We start from the raw sequence: 18,914 nt of genomic DNA on the forward strand, positions 1-18,914 counted from the left end.
GGGAACCAGCGCGGAACGGGCGTTCGATCTTGCCTCGTCGAGCGTCAAGAAAACGTCAAGAGTTAGGTAAGGTAACGAAGTAGTTGGATGCGGGGCGGCCCGCCTTCGTGTCCCATGGACGCGAGCGTCCACGCGCGCGTGCCGCCCCCGTGCGTCAGGGAAGGGAACGGCCACTGTCAGTCCACGACCTCAACCAGCTCCTGCTCACCTGCTCGCTCGTCCTGCTCGCCGCGGTCGCCGCGGTCCGGGTCTCCTCGCGCAGCGGGCTCCCCAGCCTGCTCGTGTACCTGGGCATCGGCGTCCTCATGGGCCAGGACGGCATCGGTGACATCCACTTCGACGACGCCGAGCTCACCCAGGTCATCGGATACGCGGCCCTGGTCGTGATCCTGGCCGAGGGCGGTCTGAGCACGAAGTGGAAGGAGATCAAACCGGCCCTGCCGGCCGCCACCGCGCTGGCGCTGGGCGGGGTCGCGGTGAGCGTGGGCGTCACTGCCGCGGGCGCGCACTACCTGACCGGCCTGGACTGGCGCCAGGCCCTCATCATCGGCGCGGTCGTCTCCTCCACGGACGCCGCGGCCGTCTTCTCCGTACTGCGCAGAATTCCGCTGCCCTCACGTGTGACGGGCACCCTGGAGGCGGAGTCCGGCTTCAACGACGCCCCCGTCGTGATCCTGGTCGTCTCCTTCTCCGCCGCGGGTCCGGTCGAGCACTGGTACGTCCTCGTCGCCGAGATAGCGGGAGAGCTCGCCATCGGCGCGGCCGTGGGCCTCGCGATCGGCTGGCTCGGCACCTGGGGGCTGCGGCACGTGGCACTGCCCGCCTCCGGCCTCTACCCGATCGCCGTCGTGGCCATCGCGGTGGCCGCGTACGCCGTCGGCGCCCAGGCGCACGGCAGCGGCTTCCTCGCCGTCTACCTCGCCTCCATGGTCATGGGCAACGCGCGCCTGCCCCACTGGCCCGCGACGCGCGGCTTCGCCGAGGGGCTGGGCTGGATCGCCCAGATCGGCATGTTCGTCCTGCTCGGCCTGCTCGTCACCCCGCACGAGCTGGGCGACGACATCTGGCCCGCCCTCGTGATCGGGCTCGTGCTGACGATGGTGGCCCGTCCGCTGAGCGTCGTGGCGTGCCTGACGCCGTTCCGTGTGCCCTGGACGGAGCAGGCACTGATGTCCTGGGCCGGGCTGCGCGGCGCCGTGCCCATCATCCTGGCGACCATCCCCATGGTGAGCGGCGTCGACGGCAGCCGCCGCATCTTCAACATCGTCTTCGTCCTGGTCGTCGTCTACACCCTCATCCAGGGCCCCACACTTCCCTGGCTCGCCCGCGCGCTGCGTCTGCGCACCGGGTCCGAGGCGGCCGACCTCGGCATCGAGTCCGCGCCCCTGGAGCGGCTGCGCGGCCATCTGCTGTCCGTCGCCATCCCGCCCGGCTCCCGGATGCACGGGGTCGAGGTCAGCGAGCTGCGGCTGCCCGCCGGCGCCGCGGTGACGCTGGTCGTGCGGGACGGAAAATCGTTCGTCCCGCTTCCCTCCACGGTGCTGCGGCGCGGCGACGAGCTGCTGGTCGTCGCCACGGACCCGGTACGGGACGCCGCCGAGCGCCGGCTGCGGGCCGTGGGACAGGGCGGCAAGCTGGCCGGATGGCTGGGCACGGGCGGGAACCCGGACCGGCCCTGAGGGACCGGCCGGCGGGTCCGGCAGCGGGACGGGGGCGCGGCGGAGGCCGTGACGGGGACAGCGGCTGGGACCGCGGCGAGGGTCGCGGCGGAGGCCGTGGCCGGGGTCGCGGCGGAGGCCGTGGCCGGGGTCGCGGCGGAGGCCGTCCTGGCGTTAAGGGAATATTTCATACCCTTCACACCGTTTGACATCAGAGGTCCGCGCGCGCATGGTGCCCGCTTTCACAGACGCAACGCGCGTAGATCCCTGTACGATGAAGGCGGACCTTGATCGAACCAACTCTGCCTGACGCAGAGCTGGCGCGACCGTATGGCGGCCAGCGACGCCCTCCCGCGGAGGGGCGCCGGTATCTACCGCAGTTCAGCGCAAGAGGACAGCTCTCGGCGCCGCCCCCCACCCGCAGGGGCCGTGCTACCAGGCGGCAGAAAGGCACGGGCCGTGGCATCCACGGTCACCACCGAGCCGTCGAAGAACTCGCCGGCCCCCTCCCGCCCGGGATACGGGCAACTGCTGCGCACCCGCGGTGCCTGGACCTTCCTGCTGCCCGGCTTCGCGGCACGCCAGCCGTTCGCGATGCTCACCATCTCGATCGTGCTGCTCGTGCAGCACACGACCGGCTCCTACGGAGCGGCGGGCGCCGCCGCGGCCGTCACAGGTGTCTCCATGGCCCTGTTCGCGCCCTACAGCGGGCGGCTCGCCGACCGCTTCGGACAGCGTGCCGTGCTCGTCCCCGGCGTGCTGGTGCACACCCTGTCGGGTCTCGCCTTCACGGCGCTCGCACTGACCCACGCGCCCCTGTGGGCGCTGTTCCTGGTCGCCGTGCCCACCGGCGCCTCGGTCCCGCAGGTCGGGCCCATGGTGCGGGCCCGCTGGGGCGTGAAGCTCCAGGGCTCACCGCTGATGACCACCGCGGCGGCCTTCGAGTCGGTCACGGACGAGTTCACCTTCGTCGTCGGCCCGCTGCTGGCGACCGCCCTGTGCACGGCCGTGGACCCGGCCGCGGGCCTGGTGACCGAGGCGTCGCTGACGCTGCTGGGCGGTCTGCTGTTCGCCGCGCAGAAGGCCACGCAGCCGCGGGTCTCCCCCGCCGGGCACGCGCGCGTGCAGCACGCCTCCGCGCTGAGCGTCCCGGGGGTGCGCGTCCTGGTCGTGGCCTTCCTCGGCATCGGCTCGGTCTTCGGCGGCATGCAGGTGTCGCTGGCGGCGTTCACCGAGTCCATCGGCGAGCCCGGCCTGAACGGCGTGCTGTACGGAACCTTCGCCGCGGGCAACATGATCTCCGGCATCGCCTGCGGCGCCATCGCCTGGAGGGCCGCCCCGCAGCGCCGCCTCGTCCTCGGGTACGCCGCGCTCGCGCTGGTCGCCTCCGGCCTGTGGGCCGCGCACTCGGTGCCGGTCCTCGCGGGTCTCGGCCTGCTCGTCGGCATGTCCATCGCCCCCGCCCTGATCACCGGCTACACCCTGGTGGAGGGCCTGGTCCCGGCCGGGGCGCGCACCGAGGCGTTCACCTGGCTGACCGGCGCGGTCGCGCTCGGCCAGGCGGCCGCGGTCACGGTCGCCGGACAGCTGGAGGACCGCTTCCGGGACGGTGCAGGATTCCTCGTGCCGATGGGCGGCACCCTGCTGGCCCTCGCGACCGTGGTCGCCCTGCGCTCGCGCCTGGCGGCACGGCCGGCCGGACGCACCGTCGCACGTGGCGTGGGTCACCGCGCGCCGGTGACGGTGGACTGATTCCCGGGAATACGTCACTATGGACCGTCGTTAGCACTCATCGAGTGAGAGTGCCAGGAGGAAGACAGTGCCGACCTACCAGTACCAGTGCACCGAGTGCGGCGAGGGCCTTGAAGCGGTGCAGAAGTTCACCGACGACGCCCTGACCGAGTGCCCCAACTGCGGTGGCCGCCTCAAGAAGGTGTTCTCCGCGGTCGGCATCGTCTTCAAGGGCTCCGGCTTCTACCGCAACGACAGCCGCGGCGCGTCGTCGAGCAGCTCGCCCGCGTCGGCGAAGCCCGCCTCCTCGACGTCCGCGTCCTCGACGGCGTCGTCCTCGACGTCTTCGTCGTCCTCCGGCTCGTCGTCCTCGGACTCCAAGTCCTCGGGGACGGCCGGCAGCTCCGCCGCCTGAGGCATTTCGCTCCGCGGGACCCCGCCGTCGCTCCGACGGCGGGGTCCTCGGCTTCTTCGGCACCGGGCGCCCGCGTCCCGCGCGGGCGGGCTACCGTGCTGGTCATGGCGAACGCAGACATCGGTGTAATCGGCGGATCCGGCTTCTACTCGTTCCTCGACGACGTCACCGAGATCCAGGTGGACACCCCGTACGGGCCGCCCAGCGACTCCCTCTTCCTCGGCGAGATCGCGGGCCGGCGGGTCGCGTTCCTGCCGCGTCACGGCCGCGGCCACCATCTGCCGCCGCACCGGATCAACTACCGGGCCAACCTGTGGGCGCTGCGTTCGGTCGGTGCGCGCCAGATCCTCGGCCCGTGCGCGGTGGGCGGTCTGCGTCCGGAGTTCGGCCCGGGCACGCTGCTCGTGCCGGATCAGCTGGTGGACCGGACGAAGTCGCGGGTGGGGACCTACTTCGACGGGCTGCCCCTGCCGGACGGCACCGTGCCGAACGTGGTGCATGTGTCCCTGGCCGACCCGTACTGCCCCACCGGACGGGCCGCCGCGCTCAAGGCGGCCCGCGGCCGGGACTGGGAGGCGGTGGACGGCGGCACCCTGGTCGTGGTGGAGGGGCCGCGCTTCTCGACCCGCGCCGAATCGCTGTGGCACCAGGCCCAGGGCTGGTCGGTGGTCGGCATGACGGGCCATCCCGAGGCGGCCCTCGCGCGGGAGCTGGAGCTCTGCTACACCTCCCTCACCCTGGTCACCGACCTGGACGCGGGTGCCGAGACCGGCGAGGGCGTCTCGCACGACGAGGTGCTGCGGGTCTTCGCCGCGAACGTCGACCGGCTGCGGGGTGTCCTGTTCGACGCGGTCGCCGCGCTGCCCACCACCGGCGACCGGGACTGTCTGTGCACGACGGCGCTGGGCGGGATGGACCCGGGCTTCACGCTGCCGTAGCCCCCCGGGAGCGTCGGCCGCCGCGGCGGAAGCCCACCTTCGGGTGAGCGGGTTGTCCACAACCGGCCGGTGGCCCACCGGGCCCGACGGGCGTCGGCGCCGGACCTCATCGTGGATCCGCACACCGATTCCCGTCGCAGGTGGTGATCCCCGTGTCCGTTCCTCCCGATTCCCCCTTCTCCCCCGCCCCGCATCCGCCCGGCAGCGACGCTCCGGCCACGTGCGAGGTGCCGCACTTCGCTCCCTTACGGGTGCGCGGCGGGGGGTACCGGCTGCGCCGGCTCGTCCGGCATCGCGGGTGGGCCCTGGCCGCCGGGCTCGCGGTGACGGCGGCCGCTCTCGGGGCGACCGGCCCCCGCGGGGACGCCGACGCCCACCGGGACGAACGGACCCACGGCCGTCCGGCGGCCGGCCCGGCACCGAAGCCCCGGGCCGACCGGACGGTGGAGGCACCGGTGCGCATCGCCGACGGCGCCACGGTGCGGCTGCTGCGCCCCGGCGACCGCGTCGACGTGATCGCGGCGCGGGAGACGGCGGCGGGCGGCGACGCCCGGGTGGTCGCCCGCGGGGCACGGGTGACCGAGGTGCCCCCGCCCGGCGCGGAGACCGCCGGCATGGGGGCGCTCGTCGTGCTCTCGGTGCCGCGCCCGACCGCGGCACGGCTGGCCGGGGCGGGCGCCACGTCACGGCTGGCGGTGACGCTGTGCTGACCCGTGTCCCGGACCGTGTGTGTGACACACGGTCAAGTCGCTCGTCCGTGCTGTGGGATTGGACAGGACGGCCTCACCCTGACGTAGGTTGCGGAGCGGCTAATTCCACAACGAGTGCGTCCGAGGAGAGGCTCCGAGGTGAGCGAGAAGAAGAGTCCCAGCGTCTGGGCGGGCTTCAAGGCATTCCTGATGCGTGGGAATGTCATCGATCTGGCGGTGGCGGTGGTCATCGGTGCCGCCTTCACCAACATCGTCAACTCGGTGGTGAAGGGCGTCATCAACCCGCTGGTCGGAGCGATCGGCACCAAGAACCTCGACAGCTACCGCTCGTGCCTCAAGGGGCCCTGCGAGGTGGCCGCCGACGGCACGGTCACCAGCGGTGTGACGATCCTGTGGGGCTCGGTCCTGGGAGCGACGCTCAGCTTCGTGATCACCGCGGCGGTGGTCTACTTCCTGATGGTGCTGCCGATGTCGAAGTATCTGGCGCGGGTGGAGGCCCAGCGGAAGGCCAAGGAGGGCACCCACGAGGTCATCGAGGTGACCGAGCTGGAGGTGCTCAAGGAGATCCGCGACGCGCTGGTCGCGCAGCGGGGCTCGGGCCACGACGAGCGCTAGCGGCCGGAGCGGCCCGGCGGGCCCCGGCCCGCCGGGTCGTCCGCCCCGGATCACAGGTGGTGGGGCGGCTTCTCGTCGAGGAAGCGCTTGAGGTCGTCGGCGCCTCCGCCGGCAGGCCGCTCGTCGCCCCACCCGCGGTCCGTGTCGTCCGAGGACTGCCGGGACAGCGGGTCGTCGAAGATCAGCGCGGCCTTGGGGTCACGCGGCTCGGGGGCGGATGCGGTAGTCATGCGTCCAGCGTACGGCCCCCGCGGCGGCCTCCCCCGCGGCCGTGCCCTCCCCCGCGGCCGTGCCCTCCACGGCGCCCGGCGTGCTGTCCCGGTCGGGGCGAAGGGCGGGCGACCAGGGGATTCGGCCGGACTCTCCGGCTCCCCGCCCACAGGATTTTCCGGCGTGCATCTGCTGTGCTGGGAGGCATGACCTCCAGTTCGACTCCGTCCGCGGCCTCCTCGGGACCGCCCGCTGCCGGACGGCCGCTGCGCAAGCTGACCTCGCGGGGCCGCGACGAGACCCACCGGGTCGCGTCACCCCTCGAGCTCTTCTTCGACCTGTGCTTCGTCGTCGCCATCGCCCAGGCGGGCGCCCAGCTGGTGCACGCCATCGCCGAGAACCACGCCGGCGAGGGGATCATGAACTACGCGATGGTCTTCTTCGCCATCTGGTGGGCGTGGATGAACTTCACCTGGTTCGCGTCGGCGTACGACAACGACGACGTGCTCTACCGGGTGGTCACCCTGGTCCAGATCGCCGGCGTGCTGGTGCTCGCCGCCGGCGTCTCGCGGGCGTTCGACGAACACGACTTCCTGGCCGTCTGGCTCGGCTACGCCATCATGCGCCTCGCCATGGCCACGCAATGGCTGCGTGCCGCGAGATCGGCGACCGGCGCCGAGAGAACCATGACCCTGCGGTACGCGGGCGGCGTGCTGCTCTGTCAGATCGGCTGGCTGGGGCTGCTGTTCCTCCCGGAGACGGGCAGGCCCTGGCTCTTCCTGGTGATGGCGCTCGCCGAACTGTGCGTGCCCGTGTTCGCCGAGAAGGACACCTCCACCTCCTGGCATCCGCACCACATCGCCGAACGGTACGGGCTGTTCACGATCATCGTGCTGGGCGAGACGATCGCCGCGGCGACGGTCGCCGTGAAGACGGGCGTCGAGGAGAACGACGCACTCGCCGACCTGCTGCCGATCGCGACGGGCGGCCTGCTGATCGTCTTCTCCGCCTGGTGGGTCTACTTCGTCGTGCCCATCCACGGGCATCTGCGCTCCAGTCGGCAGGCGTTCCTGTGGGGATACGGCCACTACCTGATCTTCGCGTCGGCGGCGGCGATCGGCGCGGGCCTGGAGGTGGCCGTGGAGCAGTCGGTCGGCGAGGCGCACATCTCCGCCCTGGCCGCCTCCGCCGCGGTGACCCTGCCCACCGCGCTGTATCTGCTCACCCTCTGGGCCCTGCACTCCCGTCACTTCAAAGTGGGCATCGCCCAGCAGGCGGTCCTGCCGGTCACGGCGCTGGCCGTCATCTGCTGCACCTTCCTGGGCGAATGGGCGGTGCTCGCCGCGGGTCTGGTCTCGGCGCTGGCGGTGGCGACCGGCACGACCCTGACGGCGCGCATGACGGCCCGGGAGCGCACGGCGAGGACGGCCGCGCAGGCCGGCTGACACCGCCCGGGGAAGTACGCGGCGGCCCCGGGGTGTGTAACCGCCCCACGCGCCTTCGAAGAGGGCAAGACTGGTCACCATGACAGTCGACGCCCTGACGGACGTCGCCGGACTGCGCGTCGGGCATGCCACGCGCACCGGCGGCGGATGGCTCACCGGCACCACGGTCGTCCTCGCCCCCGAGGGCGGCGCGATCGCCGCCGTGGACGTGCGGGGCGGCGGCCCCGGCACCAAGGAGACCGACGCCCTCGACCCGCGCAACGTGGTCCAGAGGATCGAGGCGGTCGTGCTGACGGGCGGCAGCGCCTACGGGCTCGACGCGGCCTCCGGTGTGATGGCCTGGCTGGAGGAGCGCGGGCGCGGGGTGCCCGTCGGGCCGGACCCGGCGCACGTCGTGCCCGTCGTGCCCGCGGCCTGCATCTTCGATCTCGGACGCGGCGGCGACTTCCGCGCCCGGCCGGACGCCGCCACCGGACGGGCCGCCGTGGAGGCGGCCGCGGCGGGAGCGGCCGGCGCACAGGTGCCCGAGGGGTGCGTGGGCGCGGGCACGGGAGCGGCGGTCGGACCGCTCAAGGGCGGGGTCGGCACGGCCTCCACGGTGCTCGCCTGCGGGATCACCGTGGCCGCGCTGGTGGTGGCCAACGCGGCGGGCTCGGCGACGGACCCCGGGACGGGCGTGCTGTACGGGGAGCTGTTCGAGGGGAGGCTGGAGCGGCCCGGGGCGGGGGTGCACGCCGCCGCGTGCCGGCGTCTGGCGGAGACCTCGGCGAAGAACGCGCCGCCGCCGTTGAACACCACCCTCGCCGTGGTCGCCACCGACGCGGACCTCACCCGCGCGCAGGCGCAGAAGCTGGCCGGCACGGCGCACGACGGCATCGCGCGGGCCGTACGGCCGGTGCATCTGCTCAACGACGGAGACACGGTGTTCGCGCTGGCCACCGGGGCACGCCCGCTGGACACCGGACGTCCGCTCGCGCTGAACGAGATCCTCGCCGCGGGCGCGGACGTGGTGACGCGCGCCATCGTCCGCGCCGTGCGCACGGCCGGGTCCGTGGACGGACCGGGCGGGGCATGGCCGTCGTACGAGGAGCTGTACGGGCCCCGGTGAGCCGTCCGCGGTCCCTCCCGGCCCCGGACCGGCCGCCGGGACCTGCCTCAACAGCCCTCCGGACGAAGGAAATTGTCCCGGTTCTGTCACGTGACGGCACCACGCTCGACCGGTGGGAACCCGAGGACGGCTGCCCGCCTCTTTCTCCACGGATTGCAGCGGACCACGCACATCACACAGACCTGGAGCAGATCGTGACTACGCCGGACATAGCCCCGCGGCGCATGGTGGCGGCCTGCGCCGCCCTGATGGTCGGCGCCCTCACCCTGACCGCCTGCGGCGGGAGCGCCGGCACGGACGACGGCAAGAACGGCGGAGGCGACACCGCGAGCTCGCTGCCGCGGATCGTCATCTCGGCGAAGAACGGCTCCACGGGCGCGTCCATCAACACGACCGGCGTGAAGGTCAGCGACGGCACGCTGACCGGCGTGAAGATGACCGAGGCGGACTCGGGCGAGGCCGTCGCCGGGGCGATGTCGGCGGACGGCACCAGCTGGAAGCCGAAGGAGCAGCTGGAGCGCGGGACGGCGTACCGGATAGCGGCGACCGCGAAGAACGACGACGGCCGGACCGCCGCGGCGGACTCCCGGTTCACCACGGTCTCGACGGACAACAGCTTCATCGGGACGTATCTGCCGGACGGCGGCACCACGGTCGGGGTGGGGATGCCGGTGTCGTTCACGTTCGACAAGGAGATCACCGACAAGAAGGCCGTGCAGAGCCACATCACGGTCAGCTCGGACAGCGGGCAGCAGGTCGTCGGGCACTGGTTCGGCTCGCAGCGGCTCGACTTCCGGCCGCAGGAGTACTGGAAGGCCGGCTCGAAGGTCACGATGAAGATCGACCTGGACGGCGTGGAGGGCGCGAACGGCGCCTACGGCGTGCAGAAGAAGACCGTCACCTTCACGGTCGGCCGTTCGCAGGTCTCCACGGTGGACGCCGCCACCCAGACGATGACCGTCGTACGGGACGGCAGCACCCTCAGGACGATCCCGATCTCGGCGGGCAGCCCGGAGAACACCACCTACAACGGACAGATGGTGATCTCCGGCAAGTGGGAGCAGATGCGCATGGACGGCTCGACGGTCGGGTTCGCCGGACAGTACGACATCCCGGACGTGCCGCACGCCATGCAGCTGACGGGCTCCGGCACCTTCGTGCACGGCAACTACTGGTACAACCAGGGCAACCCGCCGTTCGGCCGCGAGGGCACGAGCCACGGCTGCGTGGGGCTCCAGGACGTGCAGGGCGCGCAGGGGGACACGACGGGCAAGTGGTTCTACGACAACTCCCTCGTCGGGGACGTGGTCGTGGTGAAGAACTCCCCCGACGACACGGTGGACCCGGACAACGGGCTCAACGGCTGGAACATGGCGTGGGGCGACTGGGCCGCGGGCAGCGCGGTCTGAGCGGATCACGGCCGGTCCAACTCGGCGGTGACCAGCGGATTTTGACCAGGCGTCGGGCCGTACGGGAACTTCTCCGGCGGCCCGGTCGTTTTCCCCGCGTCCGTTTTCCCGGATCCCGGACACGATGTCCGACCGAGGGGCTACGGTATGCACCCACAAGGTGACATGCAGCAACGCCGGGAGAAACCTTGAGCGTTCCGTACGAGACCGCAGTGCACGAACCACACGAGTCGCCGGAGTCTCCGGAAGAGCACCTCGCGCGGCTGCTCGGCCGCGCCCTGAACTCCTTCGAGCTGCCGGACGACGTCATACGACGGCTCGACACCGCGCTGGCGCACGACAGTTCACTGCACTCCGCGCACCACAGCGCGGGCCTGCACCGGGAGACGTACCGGCACACCTGGCTGCTGGCCGACGGCTCGGCACTCACCCTGTGGGAGCTCGTGCACAACACCGCCTCGGACGCCACGGACCACGAGGTGTACATCGACGAGGAGGAGCTGGGCGCGGCGACCGGACGGCTCCCGCTGCCGCCGGAGGCGCCCGACTTCGAGCTGCCGGCCCTCGTCCCGCCGCCGCCCCTGCCGGGCCCCCGTCACGCGTACGTGCCCGACGACTCGGCGGACCACGCGCGCCGGCTGCTGCGCCGCGCCGAGAACCCGGACCGGCCGGGGGCGGAGGTCGCGGCGCTGCTGGCCACGGCCTTCGCGCATCAGATCACCCAGGCTTTCGGACGGCCCTGCAGAGCGGGCCGGGCGGGTCTGGGCTTCTCGCTCTACGAGCACGCCTTCCTGCTGCTCGACGGCAGGGAGCTGTCCCTGTGGGAGGCCGAGCACACGGCCACGCCCGACGGGCGGCACATGTGCGAGGTGTACGTGAGCGAGGACGCGGCCCGTGAGGCGATGGAGCGCCGGGCGGCACAGGTCTCCTGAGACCGGCCGCGGCGCCGTTCAGCGCCCGTCGGCGAGCTGCCGCACGAGGCCCGCGAAGGCGTCCTGTTCGGCCGGGGTCAGTTCGACCGACTCCAGATCGGGGCCGGCCCTGCGCTGGCCCGGGAGGGCCGGCAGAGCGGCGGAGGCCGGATTCCACGCGGGAGCCGGGTTCCAGGCGGTGGCCTCGAAGCGGCCGCGGCGCAGGATGCGGGTCAGGCCGGCCACCCAGACGACGGCCGCGAGGGCGAGGAAGGCCACGCCCGCCCACTGGAGGATCGAGACGTGCTCAGGCATGCGCCCCAGTAGACACCACGGCCCGGGAATTCACCCCGGACCGTGATGTATCTCGCAGTTGGCGCAGTTGGTCTTGTTCATCCCATGACGACGTGAACACCACACAGCGCCCCAAAGGGACGGCGAGGCGGCGGGTCCGCCACGACCCGCCCGGCGCCGGACGGACACCGGACGGACGCCGGACGGGCATCCGCCCCGCCCGCGGCCCGCGGACATCCCCCGGCCGTGCGGCCGACGCGGCCCCGCCCCGTACGGGCGACGGGCATCCGCCCCTGCCCGCAGCGCTGCGGAGAGGGGCGGATGCCCGTCGCCCGTGGAGACCCGCACGGAGCCGCCGGTTCAGCGGGCCGGCCCGTGGGACCCCGCGGCCCCGACCGGCACCTCCTCCGGCTCACCGGCGTCCCCGTGGCCCGCTCCCTCGGGGGCGGCGTCCCCGGAGCCGGGCACCTCCTGCACCGCCGGCTGCTTCGGCAGCGCGAACATCAGCAGGAAGATCGCGCCCATCACCGCGGCGACCCAGCCGAGCGCGTACTGGAAGGCGTCCACGAAGGCCGGTCCCGTCTGCGCCGGGGCGAGGCCGTCGTCGACGACCCCGAAGAAGACGACGGACACCAGACCGAGGCCGAGCGCGTTGCCCATCTGCTGGACGGTGTTGATCAGGCCGGACGCCGAACCGGCGTGCTCGCGCGGCGCCTCCGACAGGATCGCGTCGGTGAGCGGCGCGAAGATCAGGCCCATACCGGCGCCCATGACGACCAGCGGCGGGATCATCTGCCAGGGGGTGATGCCCTGGCCGTAGTGCCCGGCCTCCCACCGGTACAGCAGCACTCCGGAAACCATCACCAGCGCGCCCGCCTGGAGCACCTTGCGCCCGAACCGCGGCACGAGCTTCTGCACGGACATACCGGCCGCCACCGACACCGCGATCGAGAACGGCACTCCGGTCAGACCGGCCTTCAACAGCCCCCAGCCCAGACCGATCTGCAGGTACAGGGTCCACACCAGGAAGAAGATGCCGAGGCCGACACCGAAGACGACCTGCACGCCGATACCGGCGGCGAAGCTCTTCACCCGGAACAGGGACAGCTCGACGAGCGGGGAACCGTCCCGCGCGGCCTTGCGTCGCTCGTAGGCCACCAGCGCGGCCAGCACGACGAGGGATCCGGCCATCGAGGCGTACCCCCACAGCGGCCAGCCCAGCTCGCGTCCGCGGGTGAGCGGGTACAGCAGCATGAGCAGACCGAGCGTCACCAGGCCGACACCCACCAGGTCCAGCTTCAGCGCCTTCGGGGCGCGGGACTCGGTGATGAAACGGCGGCCGAGGATCAGGCCGACGATGCCGACCGGCAGGTTGATGAGGAAGATCGGCCGCCACTCCAGGCCGAAGAGGTTCCCCTCCGTCAGCAGGGCGCCCAACAGCGGACCGAGCACCGCGCCCATCCCCACGACCGCGCCGAACAGGCCGAACACCTTGCCGCGTTCGTGCGCCGGGAAGGTCGCGTGCACGATCGAGAGCACCTGGGGCACCATCAGCGACGCCATGGCGCCCTGCAGGATGCGCGCGGCGACCAGCATGTCGGGGTTCGTCGCGAACCCGCACAGGGCAGAGGCGAGGGTGAAGCCGCCGATGCCGATGAGGAACAGCCGCTTGCGGCCGTGGATGTCACCGAGCCGGCCGCCGGTGATGAGCCCGGCGGCGAACGCGAGGGCGTATCCCGCGGTGATCCACTGGATGTGGCTGAACGTGGCGCCGGTGTCCTGCTGGATCGACGGGATGGCGATGTTGACGATCGTGACGTCGACGAGGTCCATGAAGGCCGCCGTCATGACGATCGCGAGGGCGAACCAGCGGCGCCGGTCCGCCGGCGCCTGCTGCCCCGCCAGGGGTGAGAGGGGGGTCTCGGTGGAGTTCATACAGGCAGACTAGAAGTCGAATAGGTCAGATCGTGTCCTACTTCTGCGAGACCCTGAGGGCATGACGACAGACACCCCGGCCCGGCTCCTCCAGATGCTGTCCCTGCTCCAGACGCCCCGTGAATGGCCGGGCGGCGAGCTGGCCGACCGGCTCGGCGTCTCGCGGCGCACGGTGCGGCGGGACATCGACCGGCTGCGTGAACTGGGCTACCCCGTGCAGGCGACCAAGGGTTCCGAGGGCGGCTACCGGCTGGTCGCGGGCAAGGCGATGCCTCCGCTCCTGCTGGACGACGAGGAGGCCGTGGCGATCGCGGTCGGACTGCGGGCCGGCGCGGGGCACGCCGTCGAGGGCGTCGACGAGGCGTCGGTGCGGGCGCTGGCCAAGCTGGAGCAGGTGCTGCCCGCCCGGCTGCGCCACCGGGTGACCACCCTCCAGGCCGCGACCACCCAGCTGACCAGCGGTGACGGCCCCAGTATCGCGCCCGAGACGCTCATCGTGATGGCCTCCACGGTGGCCGGCCACGAGCGTCTGCGCTTCGCCTACCGCGCCAAGGACGGCACCGGGTCGCGCAGGCTCACGGAGCCCTACCGGCTGGTGTCGACGGGCCGCCGCTGGTACCTCGTCGCCTACGACCTCGACCGCGCCGACTGGCGCACGTTCCGCGTCGACCGGGTCAGCGAACCCTTCGCGACCGGGGCGAGGTTCGCCCCGCGGCAGCTTCCGGACGGCAGCGCGACGGAGTATCTGCGCCGGTCGATCGGCCGGCGCCAGGAGACGTACGAGTTCACGGTCGTCCTCGACGCGTCCGCCGAGGCCGTCGCCGCGAAGCTCCCCGCCTGGATCGGCCCGCCCGAGCCCCTCGGCGCCGACCGCTGCCGCCTGCGCGCGACGACCGCCGACCCGGTGGAGTGGCTGTCGATGCGACTGGCCACGCTGGGGTACGACTTCACGGTGCAGTCGCCGCCGGAGCTGGTGGCGTGCGTACGGGAGCTGGGGGCACGGATGACCCGCGCGGGGAGCTGACACGGACCCCCCGCCTCACCCCCACTCGAACCCCCGCAGCGCCTCCAGGTTGCGCAGCGCCAGTGCCGCCGGGCCCTGCGCTCCCGCGGGTGGCGCGTCACCGGCCGCCCACGCCTCCACGGCCACGCGTACGGCCGCACTGGCGACAGCCGCCACGAAGCGCCGGCGGGCGGGATCCGGGGCAACGTTGTCACCCGCCGCCTCCCCGAGAGCGCCGCCGTCTCCGGAGGCGCCGTCTCCGGAGGCGCCGTCTCCGGAGGCGCCGTCTCCGGAGGCGCCGTCTCCGGGGGCGCCGTCTCCGGAGGCGCCGTCTCCGGAGACGGCGGGGCCCCTCTCCGCCAGCGCCGGCCCCAGCTCCTCCTCCGCCGTACGGCACACCTCCGCCCACACCTTCCCCAGGGCCGGGCTGGAGCCGGCCAGCCGGAGCAGGGGGCGGACCCACTCCCAGTGGGCGGCCGAGACGCCGCCGCCGGGCACCAGGGTCTGCCGTACGGCGTGCTCCAGGGCCGCGGGCGCGTCGAGCCCGGCGGGAGCCTCGCGCACGGCCTGCACCCAGCGCCGGGCGCCCGCCGAGTAGAGCGGGGCGACGGCTTCTTCCTTGGAGGCGAAGTAGCGGTAGAAGGTCCGCGGGGCGATCCCCGCGGCCTGGGCGATGTCCTCCGCGCGGGTGGCCTTCAGGCCACGTGCGACGAACAGCCCGGCAGCCGCACGGGCGATGTCCATGCGGGTCTCGGCCTTGCGCCGCTCGGTCAGGGACACGGGCGCATCAGGCCGGTTCTGTGCGGGGGTGGCGCTGCTCACGTCGGCAGGCTATGCCGGTGTGGCACAATCTGCCATCCGGCGGGCCACCCCGGGGTTCAGGTCCGGGGTGCCCCGCCCTTCGGCGTCCGCCCGGCGGCGAGACCTCTCGTGCCGCGCGCCCCCGCCGGGCTGCGCACGAAGAGGAGCCGGGCCCGGCGCTCAGGGGGGAGAGGCGCCAAGCCCGGCTCGGGAGAGTCCCGGCACCGGGGGGAGTGCGTCGGGACGTGGCTCTGGGTTCTGTTGTGGCGGCCGTGCCGAGGCAAAACGGTCCTGCAGAGGCGGCCGTTCGGCCGCTGCGGAGCCGACTCGCGTGCCCTGAAGGGTTGTTCCCTCTGCCCGCGGGTTGAAGCGACGTAACACAGCCATGTTTGCGCGGCCTTCCGCCACCCGGCGTACGCCCCCGCGGGGGCGCGGTCCGGATCAGGCGGCCGCGTCGAACCCGGTCTGATGGGCCAGCTTCTTCAGCTCCAGCAGCGCGTGCTTCTCGATCTGCCGGATGCGCTCGCGGGTCAGCCCGTGCTCCTTGCCGACCTCGGTCAGGGTCCGTTCCCGGCCGTCCTCGATGCCGTAGCGCATCTTGATGATGGAGGCCGTGCGCTGGTCGAGGCGGCCGATGAGGTCGTCCAGTTCCTCGCTGCGCAGCAGGGTCAGCACCGACTGCTCGGGCGAGACCGCGGAGGTGTCCTCCAGGAGGTCGCCGAACTGGGTGTCGCCGTCGTCGTCCACGGACATGTTCAGCGAGACCGGGTCACGGGCCCAGTCCAGCACGTCGGTGACGCGCTCGGGAGTGGTGCCCAGCTCGGCGGCGATCTCCGCGGGCTCCGGCTCACGGCCCTTGTCCCGGTTGAACTCGCGCTGCACGCGCCGGATCCGGCCCAGCTCCTCCACCAGGTGGACGGGCAGGCGGATGGTGCGGGACTGGTCGGCTATCGACCGGGTGATGGCCTGACGGATCCACCAGGTGGCGTACGTGGAGAACTTGAAGCCCTTGCGGTAGTCGAACTTCTCCACCGCGCGCACCAGGCCCGCGTTGCCCTCCTGGACCAGGTCCAGCAGCGGCAGACCGCTGCGGGGGTAGCGGCGGGCGACGGCGACGACCAGACGGAGGTTGGAGCGGATGAAGACGTCCTTGGCGCGCTCCGCCTCGGCGACCAGAGCCGCCAGCTCCGCCCGGGAGGCGTCCGCCTTGGACTCCTCGAACCCGTCGAGAACCTGCTGCGCGAAGACACCCGCCTCGATCGTCTGGGACAGCTCGACCTCTTTGGCTGCGTCGAGCAGCGGTGTGCGCGCGATCTCGTCGAGATACATGCCGACCAGGTCGCGATCGGCGATCTCGCCGCCATGGGCGCGAACACTGCGTGCCGCGTCGACGGTCTCGCCGCTGGCGGACTTACGACGGGCGACGGCACGGGTTGCCATGCGTGCTCCCTTGCGATGGTGGGTCAGCGGGTGGTCCTGGACACTCGGTCACTCTTCTCGGGTGCCCGGCGTCCGATGGAAACAACGACTGGAATCAGGACAGAATTCCCAACCGGCTCCACGATTTTTCTGATCATGCAGTACCCTGTCCGGCCACAGAGGGGGTCGCCATGCTGTCCGAGCAGGTAGAGGTGCAGGTCAGACCGGGAGTCGAGGGGGACCTCCAGGCCCTCACCGACATCTACAACCACTACGTCCGTGAGACGCCCGTCACCTTTGACACCGGCGCCCTCACCGTCCGGGAGCGCCGCTCGTGGCTGCTCTCCCACCCTGAAGACGGCCCGTACCGGCTGATGGTTGCCCAGGACACCGGTTCACAGCGGATCCTCGGGTACGCGACCTCCAGCCCCTTCCGCGTGAAACCGGCCTACTCGACCTCGGTGGAGGTCTCCGTCTACCTCGCCCCGCAGGCGGTCGGCCGGGGTGTGGGCACCCTGCTGTACAAGGCCCTGTTCGAGGCGCTCGCGGGCGAGGACCTGCACCGCGCCTACGCGGGGGTCGCCCAGCCCAACGAGGCGTCGGTACGGCTCCATGAGCGCTTCGGCTTCCGGCACGTGGGCACGTACCGCGAGGTGGGCCGCAAGTTCGGCCGCTACTGGGACGTGGCCTGGTACGAGAAGGAGCTGTGAGGCACGCCTCCCGGCGGGACTACCCGAACTGCACCGACCGCTTGGCCAGCCCCATCCAGAACCCGTCGATCACCGACTTCTGTTCCCCGAGCTCGCCCGTGGCCTCGGCGGCGCCCATCGTCACGAACAGCGGCGCGAAGTGCTCGGTGCGCGGGTGGGCGAGCCGCCCGGCGGGGGACTTGGCGGTGAAGTCGAGCAGGGCGTCCACGTCGCCCGCCTCCAGCGCACCCCGCCCCCAGTCGTCGAACTCGGCCGACCAGCCGGGCACACCCCCGCCGTGACGCAGCGCGGCCAGGTTGTGGGTGAAGAACCCGGAGCCGACGATCAGGACACCCTCGTCGCGCAGCGGTGCGAGCCTGCGGCCGATCTCCATCAGGCGCACGGGGTCCAGGGTGGGCATGGAGATCTGCAGGACGGGGACGCCGGCGTCCGGGAACATCTCCACCAGCGGCACGTAGGCGCCGTGGTCGAGGCCGCGGTCGGGGATGTCCTGCACGGGCACGCCGGGGGCACGCAGCAGTTTTCGTACCGACTCGGCGAGAGCGGGCGCGCCGGGGGCGTCGTAGCGGACGCGGTAGTAGTGCTCGGGGAAGCCCCAGAAGTCGTACACCAGCGGGACCGGCTCGACGGCGCCCAGCGCGAGCGGGGCCTCCTCCCAGTGCGCGGAGACCATGAGGATCGCCCTGGGGCGGGGCAGGACGGCGGACCAGGCGGCGAGCTGGCCGGGCCACACGGGGTCGTCCGCGAGCGGCGGCGCGCCGTGGGAGAGGTAGAGGGCGGGCATGCGCTCCTGGGTGGCGGACATCGTGGGGACTCCCTCCGGAAGCACGACGCTTGAAATTTAAAGCTTCCTGTCACCGAAGAGCGTACGGCGAGCTTGTTTAAGTTTCAAGAAGTACGCCCGTACAGTGGGACCATGAACAGTGAGGCCGAGCCGCAGTGGCTCACCGCCGAGGAGCAGCGCGTCTGGCGCTCCTATCTCCATGCCACCACCCTGCTGGAGGACCACCTCGACCGCCAGCTCCAGCGCGACGCGGGCATGCCGCACATCTACTACGGACTGCTGGTGAAGCTGGCCGAGGCCCCGCGGCGGCGGCTGCGGATGACCGAGCTGGCCATGGACGCGAAGATCACCCGCTCCCGGCTCTCGCACGCGATCGCCCGTCTGGAGAAGAACGGCTGGGTGCGCCGCGAGGACTGCCCCTCCGACAAGCGCGGCCAGTTCGCGGTGCTCACCGACGAGGGCTTCGAGGTGCTGCGCGGCACCGCGCCCGGCCATGTCACCGCCGTACGGCAGGCGCTGTTCGACCGGCTGAGCCCGGAACAGCAGAAGTCCCTCGGCGAGATCATGGAGATCGTCGCCGAGGGACTCCAGCCCACGGACGCGGGAGCGGACCTGCCCTGGCTGCGGTGAGCCTCTGAAGGCCGCTCGGATGCAGCTCCGGGACCTCGTACGGCCGGGGCGTCCCCTTCCCCGGCCGTACGAGCGGGTCCGCGCAGGTACCCTTCCGGTGTTTCGGGTGGTCAGTGGGCGATGACGGGGATCTGGGCCTCGTCCTGGGCGCCGTCGCCGGAGGCGACGGTGGTGCCGCCCGGCCGGCC

The 18,914-nt window shown here is 72.3% G+C and carries 19 protein-coding genes; 13 read left to right on the top strand and 6 right to left on the bottom strand.

The annotated features are described in order from the left end of the window. Positions 1-149: 149 nt before the first annotated feature. The 6 genes from ACIQGV_RS27350 (at position 150) to mscL (ending at position 6,067) form a co-directional block, all read left to right on the top strand. Positions 150-1,679 (top strand): potassium/proton antiporter, encoded by a 1,530-nt coding sequence (locus ACIQGV_RS27350; protein WP_402498653.1) that lies wholly within the window; start codon positions 150-152, stop codon positions 1,677-1,679. A gap of 438 nt (positions 1,680-2,117) precedes the next feature. Next, the gene (locus ACIQGV_RS27355; protein WP_402498655.1) at positions 2,118-3,410 is read left to right on the top strand and encodes an MFS transporter; all 1,293 of its coding nucleotides are present in this window, start codon (positions 2,118-2,120) and stop codon (positions 3,408-3,410) included. A gap of 67 nt (positions 3,411-3,477) precedes the next feature. Further along, on the top strand, positions 3,478-3,804 hold the full coding sequence (locus ACIQGV_RS27360) for an FmdB family zinc ribbon protein (RefSeq protein ID WP_402498658.1): 327 nt from the start codon (positions 3,478-3,480) through the stop codon (positions 3,802-3,804). A 104-nt stretch (positions 3,805-3,908) separates the two neighbouring features. Further along, entirely contained in the window at positions 3,909-4,742 is an 834-nt protein-coding gene (locus tag ACIQGV_RS27365; protein WP_402498660.1) for an S-methyl-5'-thioadenosine phosphorylase, read from the top strand. Positions 4,743-4,894: 152 nt separating this feature from the next. Then, positions 4,895-5,452 (top strand): hypothetical protein, encoded by a 558-nt coding sequence (locus ACIQGV_RS27370; protein WP_402498662.1) that lies wholly within the window; start codon positions 4,895-4,897, stop codon positions 5,450-5,452. Positions 5,453-5,590: 138 nt separating this feature from the next. Beyond that, the gene (gene mscL, locus ACIQGV_RS27375) at positions 5,591-6,067 is read left to right on the top strand and encodes a large conductance mechanosensitive channel protein MscL (RefSeq protein WP_402498664.1); all 477 of its coding nucleotides are present in this window, start codon (positions 5,591-5,593) and stop codon (positions 6,065-6,067) included. A 50-nt stretch (positions 6,068-6,117) separates the two neighbouring features. Here the strand turns inward: mscL and ACIQGV_RS27380 are convergent, their stop codons facing one another. Beyond that, complete coding sequence (locus ACIQGV_RS27380; protein WP_402498667.1) at positions 6,118-6,297, bottom strand: hypothetical protein; 180 nt, start codon at positions 6,295-6,297, stop codon at positions 6,118-6,120. 186 nt (positions 6,298-6,483) lie between these two features. Here ACIQGV_RS27380 and ACIQGV_RS27385 point away from each other — a divergent pair, with 186 nt between their 5' ends. The 4 genes from ACIQGV_RS27385 to ACIQGV_RS27400 all read left to right on the top strand — a co-directional run bounded on the left by ACIQGV_RS27385 (position 6,484) and on the right by ACIQGV_RS27400 (position 11,171). Continuing rightward, entirely contained in the window at positions 6,484-7,722 is a 1,239-nt protein-coding gene (locus ACIQGV_RS27385) for a low temperature requirement protein A (protein WP_402498670.1), read from the top strand. 79 nt (positions 7,723-7,801) lie between these two features. Beyond that, complete coding sequence (locus ACIQGV_RS27390) at positions 7,802-8,830, top strand: P1 family peptidase (protein WP_402498673.1); 1,029 nt, start codon at positions 7,802-7,804, stop codon at positions 8,828-8,830. 194 nt (positions 8,831-9,024) lie between these two features. Beyond that, on the top strand, positions 9,025-10,239 hold the full coding sequence (locus ACIQGV_RS27395; protein WP_402498675.1) for an Ig-like domain-containing protein: 1,215 nt from the start codon (positions 9,025-9,027) through the stop codon (positions 10,237-10,239). A 188-nt stretch (positions 10,240-10,427) separates the two neighbouring features. Then, positions 10,428-11,171 (top strand): DUF6227 family protein, encoded by a 744-nt coding sequence (locus ACIQGV_RS27400; RefSeq protein ID WP_402498678.1) that lies wholly within the window; start codon positions 10,428-10,430, stop codon positions 11,169-11,171. An 18-nt stretch (positions 11,172-11,189) separates the two neighbouring features. Here ACIQGV_RS27400 and ACIQGV_RS27405 read toward each other — a convergent pair whose 3' ends face one another. Together ACIQGV_RS27405 and ACIQGV_RS27410 are read right to left on the bottom strand one after the other, a co-directional pair. Next, entirely contained in the window at positions 11,190-11,465 is a 276-nt protein-coding gene (locus ACIQGV_RS27405; protein WP_402498680.1) for a hypothetical protein, read from the bottom strand. Between the two features lie 339 nt (positions 11,466-11,804). Further along, positions 11,805-13,379 carry an MFS transporter gene (locus tag ACIQGV_RS27410; protein ID WP_402498682.1) on the bottom strand — a complete coding sequence of 525 codons (1,575 nt, stop codon included), beginning with the start codon at positions 13,377-13,379 and terminating at the stop codon, positions 11,805-11,807. 61 nt (positions 13,380-13,440) lie between these two features. On the opposite strand from ACIQGV_RS27410, the gene ACIQGV_RS27415 reads away from it, so the two are divergent. Further along, complete coding sequence (locus ACIQGV_RS27415) at positions 13,441-14,403, top strand: helix-turn-helix transcriptional regulator (RefSeq protein ID WP_402498685.1); 963 nt, start codon at positions 13,441-13,443, stop codon at positions 14,401-14,403. A 15-nt stretch (positions 14,404-14,418) separates the two neighbouring features. Here the strand turns inward: ACIQGV_RS27415 and ACIQGV_RS27420 are convergent, their stop codons facing one another. Continuing rightward, complete coding sequence (locus ACIQGV_RS27420; protein WP_402498688.1) at positions 14,419-15,204, bottom strand: TetR/AcrR family transcriptional regulator; 786 nt, start codon at positions 15,202-15,204, stop codon at positions 14,419-14,421. A gap of 420 nt (positions 15,205-15,624) precedes the next feature. Beyond that, positions 15,625-16,623, bottom strand: coding sequence for an RNA polymerase sigma factor RpoD/SigA (locus ACIQGV_RS27425; protein ID WP_402498690.1), 999 nt, complete (start codon positions 16,621-16,623; stop codon positions 15,625-15,627). A 170-nt stretch (positions 16,624-16,793) separates the two neighbouring features. Here ACIQGV_RS27425 and ACIQGV_RS27430 point away from each other — a divergent pair, with 170 nt between their 5' ends. Beyond that, the gene (locus ACIQGV_RS27430; RefSeq protein WP_402498693.1) at positions 16,794-17,312 is read left to right on the top strand and encodes a GNAT family N-acetyltransferase; all 519 of its coding nucleotides are present in this window, start codon (positions 16,794-16,796) and stop codon (positions 17,310-17,312) included. A 19-nt stretch (positions 17,313-17,331) separates the two neighbouring features. Here the strand turns inward: ACIQGV_RS27430 and ACIQGV_RS27435 are convergent, their stop codons facing one another. After that, positions 17,332-18,117, bottom strand: a complete 786-nt coding sequence (locus tag ACIQGV_RS27435) for a dioxygenase (RefSeq protein WP_402498695.1) — start codon at positions 18,115-18,117, stop codon at positions 17,332-17,334. A 111-nt stretch (positions 18,118-18,228) separates the two neighbouring features. On the opposite strand from ACIQGV_RS27435, the gene ACIQGV_RS27440 reads away from it, so the two are divergent. Beyond that, positions 18,229-18,726 (top strand): MarR family winged helix-turn-helix transcriptional regulator, encoded by a 498-nt coding sequence (locus ACIQGV_RS27440; RefSeq protein ID WP_402498697.1) that lies wholly within the window; start codon positions 18,229-18,231, stop codon positions 18,724-18,726. Positions 18,727-18,914 lie beyond the last annotated feature (188 nt).

The sequence above is a fragment of the Streptomyces sp. NPDC093094 genome, from assembly GCF_044754345.1.
Lineage (GTDB): Bacteria > Actinomycetota > Actinomycetes > Streptomycetales > Streptomycetaceae > Streptomyces.